This window comes from Mycobacterium sp., from assembly GCF_035603715.1.
Classification (GTDB): Bacteria; Actinomycetota; Actinomycetes; order Mycobacteriales; family Mycobacteriaceae; genus Mycobacterium.
Window position 1 is genome coordinate 1 of record NZ_DATNJW010000303.1, and the last position, 4917, is coordinate 4917.

At 64.1% G+C, this 4917-nt stretch carries 3 protein-coding genes and 1 pseudogene; 1 reads left to right on the forward strand and 3 read right to left on the reverse strand.

Annotated features, from left to right (window positions below; all coding sequences use genetic code 11):
- The 3 genes and pseudogenes from VN856_RS12580 to VN856_RS12590 form a co-directional block, all read right to left on the reverse strand.
- Positions 1-1511: pseudogene (locus VN856_RS12580) on the reverse strand (DNA-directed RNA polymerase subunit beta); the annotation flags it as partial.
- Between the two features lie 392 nt (positions 1512-1903).
- Positions 1904-2974 (reverse strand): ABC transporter ATP-binding protein, encoded by a 1071-nt coding sequence (locus tag VN856_RS12585; RefSeq protein ID WP_325689459.1) that lies wholly within the window; start codon positions 2972-2974, stop codon positions 1904-1906.
- Between the two features lie 88 nt (positions 2975-3062).
- Complete coding sequence (locus VN856_RS12590; protein WP_325689461.1) at positions 3063-4577, reverse strand: carotenoid oxygenase family protein; 1515 nt, start codon at positions 4575-4577, stop codon at positions 3063-3065.
- A 78-nt stretch (positions 4578-4655) separates the two neighbouring features.
- On the opposite strand from VN856_RS12590, the gene VN856_RS12595 reads away from it, so the two are divergent.
- Positions 4656-4917 (forward strand): TetR/AcrR family transcriptional regulator (locus VN856_RS12595; protein ID WP_325689463.1); only part of this gene is annotated, 262 nt, incomplete at its 3' end.

The following is a 4917-nucleotide window of genomic DNA, read 5'->3' on the forward strand; positions in this document are numbered from 1 at the left end:
GTCTCCACAAAGCCGAACGCATTGACCCGGGCGTAAGACGACAGCGAGCCGATGAGGCCGATGTTGGGGCCTTCAGGCGTCTCGATCGGGCACATCCGGCCGTAGTGGCTGGGGTGCACGTCTCGGACTTCCAGCCCGGCACGCTCACGCGACAGACCACCGGGGCCCAGCGCCGACAGGCGGCGCTTGTGGGTGAGCCCCGACAGCGGGTTGTTCTGGTCCATGAACTGCGACAGCTGGCTGGTGCCGAAGAACTCCTTGATCGCGGCGACCACCGGCCGGATGTTGATCAGCGTCTGCGGCGTAATCGCCTCGACGTCCTGAGTGGTCATCCGCTCGCGGACGACGCGCTCCATCCGGGACATGCCGACCCGGATCTGGTTCTGGATCAACTCACCGACCGTACGCAGCCGACGGTTGCCGAAGTGGTCGATGTCGTCGGTCTCCACCGGCACCTCGACGCCGCCGGGGACGGTCATCGTGGTCTGGCCCTCGTGCAGGCGCACCAGGTATTCGACGGTCGCGACGACGTCTTCCTCGGTCAGCGTGGTCGAGGACGTCTCGGCCGGCGTGGCGCTCAGGCCCAGCTTCTTGTTGATCTTGTAACGACCAACGCGGGCCAGGTCGTAGCGCTTCTCCTTGAAGAACAGGTTCTCCAGCAGGGTCTGCGCCGACTCCTTGGTCGGCGGCTCGCCCGGACGCAGCCGGCGGTAGATCTCCAGCAGCGCCTCGTCGGGGCCCGAAGTGGGGTCGCGCTCCAGCGTCTGCATCATGATCTCGGAGAACCCGAAGCGCTCCCGGATCTGCTCGTTGCTCCAACCCAGCGCCTTGAGCAGCACGGTGACGGCCTGGCGACGCTTGCGGTCGATGCGGACACCCACGGTGTCGCGCTTGTCGATGTCGAACTCCAGCCACGCACCGCGGCTCGGGATCACCTTGACGCTGTGCAGCACCTTCTCGGTGGACTTGTCGATGGTGTCGTCGAAGTACACACCGGGCGAGCGGACCAGCTGGCTGACCACCACGCGCTCGGTCCCGTTGATGATGAAGGTGCCCTTCTCGGTCATCATCGGGAAGTCACCCATGAACACCGTCTGGCTCTTGATCTCGCCGGTGTTGTTGTTGATGAACTCCGCGGTGACGAACAGCGGGGCGGCGTACGTCATGTCCTTGTCTTTGCACTCGTCGACCGGGGCCTTGACCTCGTCGAAGCGTGGATCGGAGAAGGACAGCGACATGGAGCCCGAGAAGTCCTCGATCGGGGACAGCTCGTAAAGGACCTCTTCAAGACCACCCGTCGGCTTGGCGTCACCGCGCGCGGCGGCGATTTCCCGCCAACGCGGCGCGCCGACCAACCACTCGAACGAGTCGGTCTGCACGTCCAACAAGCCCGGAACTTCGAGCGGTTCGCGCAGCTTCGCGAACGAAACCCGATCGGGCGCTCCGGGTACGGAGCTGTTGGAGGAGTTAGAACTTTGAGGGGACTTCTTGCTCTGGCGGGAGACTGCCAAGATGCATCCTTCCAGCACCTCACGCGGCTGTAGACCCGGCGGCCACCGGGAACCGTTCGCCGCTATAACTTTGTCGGTTCGGCTGGCGAACGATCTGTCCCAATCTCACGCACCAAGCTAGATCGCTGAATCAGCGATAGCTCAGGCTAGGACCACGGTGTCATGTGGCGGGTGAGGAGGGCAGGAGGCAGCCAGCGCAACGTCCAACAATAGCGCAGGACGGCGCATTCCTCAACTACCGCGCTCGGGGGTATCGGCGCTGGCTGGCGTCTCGAAATTCCCGTGCATACATTCTGCCCAACAGATTGACCCCTTCGGGCGCTTCCGTCAAGAGGTGACGCGCGAAGATTGTGGAAGAACTCCTTCCGGATCAGGCCTACTGGCGTCGCGCGTCAGTAGCCGCGCTGAGTCGGGATCGATGCGGTGTCGGGGTCCTCGTCGCGGTGCCGGGCGCGCGGGTCGGACTGTCCACCATTGCCGTCGCCGTTGGCCTTGAACGACTCGAGGATGGCTGCCTGCGCATCCTTGGGGAGCAGGTGCAGGTTCTCCCGAACGCGGGCCTGGCGGCGGGCGACGGCCTTGCGCTCCGGCATGCCGGGCGTGGCCAAGATCTGCGGCGGCACGCCCTCGATCTCCTCGACACCGCCGTCGACGTGGCCGGCCTCCAAGTGGGCCTGCTCCTCGGCCATCGTGGCCTCGTCCTTTTCCTCCGACATACCGATCGGCCCGATACGGCGCCCGTTGAGGAACTGCTTCACGACCGGCTCGTCGCTGGTCAACAAGACCTCGCGCGGGCCGAACATCACCAGCTTGCGGCGGAACAACATGCCCATGTTGTCCGGCACCGTGCGCGCGATGTTGATGTTGTGCGTCACGATCAGGATCGTGCAGTCGATCTGAGCGTTGATGTCGATCAGCAGCTGGCTCAGGTAGGCGGTACGGACCGGGTCCAGACCTGAGTCGGGCTCGTCACAAAGAATGATCTGCGGGTCCAGCACCAGCGAGCGGGCCAGGCCGGCGCGCTTACGCATACCACCGGAGATCTCTCCGGGGAACTTCTTCTCATCCCCGCCGAGACCCACCATCTCCAGCTTCTCCATGACGACGTCACGGATCTCGCTTTCCTTCTTCTTGGTGTGCTCGCGCAGCGGGAAGGCGGTGTTGTCGTAGAGGTTCATCGACCCGAACAAGGCGCCGTCCTGGAACATCACACCGAACAGCGTGCGGATGTCGTAAAGCTCTTTGGCCGAGCACTCGGTGATGTCGGTGCCGTCGACGAGGATTGAGCCGCGCTCCGGGCGCAGCAGGCCGATCAGCGACTTCAGGAAGACGGACTTACCGGTACCGGACGGGCCCAGCAGAACGCTGACCTCGCCCTCCGGGATCTCCAATGTGACGTCTTCCCAGATTCGCTGGGACCCGAAGGACTTCGTCAGTCCCTCGACCGAGATACCGATGCCCATGCGAAACCCTCCCGCTGATGTTGCTCATAGCAGCCCAAGACCAGCTTGTGGCTTGAGTCACTGTAGCGCACAGGTAGGCCGGTTTTGATCAGTCCTGCGGCGCCCAGTTGCCGTGAAATCCCATCGGTACGCGCTGCGGCAAGTGGACCGTCGCCACCGATTCGCACGTTTGCGCATCGAGTAGCAGCAGCTGGCCCTCATCACGTCCGCGGTGATACCCGTAACCCATGAGAATTCCGTCGTCCTCAGACAAGCTAGCCGACCCGGTGGCGGGACGCGGGATGAACGACATCTCGCCGATCAGCAACTCGGGGTCGAGTGGCGCGATCATGCTCGATCCGGTCTCGTAGTCGTGCTTGTACAGCGCCGACGACTGTTTCGATCTGCCTGAGTCGACGAAGCCGCCACCGATGCCCACGGTGTAACCGAAGCGATGCCGGCTACCCAGCAGGGTCTCGTTGATCCGGGGAAATTCCTGCGAGCGGTCGTCGCGGCGTTCGCTGCTCACTGCTCCGGTGGTCAGGTCGATGGTCCACCGGTCCAAGGTGGGCGCGGTGTCGCCGGGTCCACGACGGTCACGGTCGAACATCCGCTCGTAGCGGACCACGTCGAGCACCAGGACTTCGTGGGAGTTGCGGACCTCGGAGTAGGCGTTCAGCGGGTGGTAGACGTAACAGGGTTCGATCTCGAACCACCGCACGTCGCTGTTGTTGCCCTCACGTGGCATGACTCCGATGCGCGCCGGGTATTTCGGGTTCCAGGCATAGGGAAGCTGGTAGGCCGACTTCTCGTTGCGGTTCATCATCGCCGCGATCGGGCCGGGAACCGGGACCTGTCCGACCACGGCTTGGGCCACCAACTGGGCCGGGTGGCGCATCCACTTGGGCATCTTTTTCGGCAGCACCTGCATCGGGTCGAGGGTCACCGGCAGGTCGTAGAGCACTACATATTTGTCGGTCAGCGAGAAGTCATGCATCATCGGCGATCCCGAGACCTCGATGTCGACCGTGCGACGGGCGTGGCCGTTCGTGTCGATGACGGAGTACTGCACGTTTTTGCCACGTGCGAAGGAATAGGACACTGCGTGCAGTTCGCCGGTGCGCGGGTCACGATGCGGATGAGCGGCATAGCCGCCGGTGAGGGTCCCGTCGAAATCGCACGCACCGACCGTGTCGAGTTCGTCGCTGAGTTCGTAGTTCGCCACGCCGCCCTCGACGAGAGCCAGCGTCTTGCCGGCGTGGGCCAGCACATTGGTGTTGGCGCCCAAGGACTGCATTCCGGCGCGCAGGTTGCGGGCGGCGGTCACCGGCTCGCCGAGAGCCGCGCGCACAGCCGCGCTGCGCACCCAGCGGTTCCGATACCAATCCGCTTTGCCGCCGTGCAGTGCTACGCCGTGCACCATGCCGTCGCCGGTGAACCAGTGATAGGTGGCGGGGTCGACCTCGGCGACGGGATTGGGACCGTTGCGCAGGTAGCGCCCGTCGAGGAAGTCGGGGATGTGTCCGGTAACCGCTAGATCGGTCGCGGTGACCTCGGTGCTGACCGGCGCCAGGAAGTCATCGAGATACGGGTTCGCTGGCGCGGCGGTGACGACTGTGTTCACTTCGGCCTCCAAGCCGTATAACATTGATATTCCGCCGTTATACCCATCCGACGCCCTCTGTGTCAAGATATTCAGCTAATGACTCCCTCGAGCCCGGGCACCGAGCGCAACGTGCGTGATGAGTTGCTGCGCGTGGCCGTGGACATCCTCAACCAGGACGGTCCCGACGGGTTGCAAACCCGCAAAATCGCCAGTGCGGCTGGGACGTCGACGATGGCGGTGTACACCTATTTCGGCGGAATGCCGGGTTTGATCGCGGCCATCGCCGACGAGGGCTTGCGCCAGTTCGATGCCGCGATGACGATGCCGTCGACGTCCGACCCGGTCGCGGATCTGATGG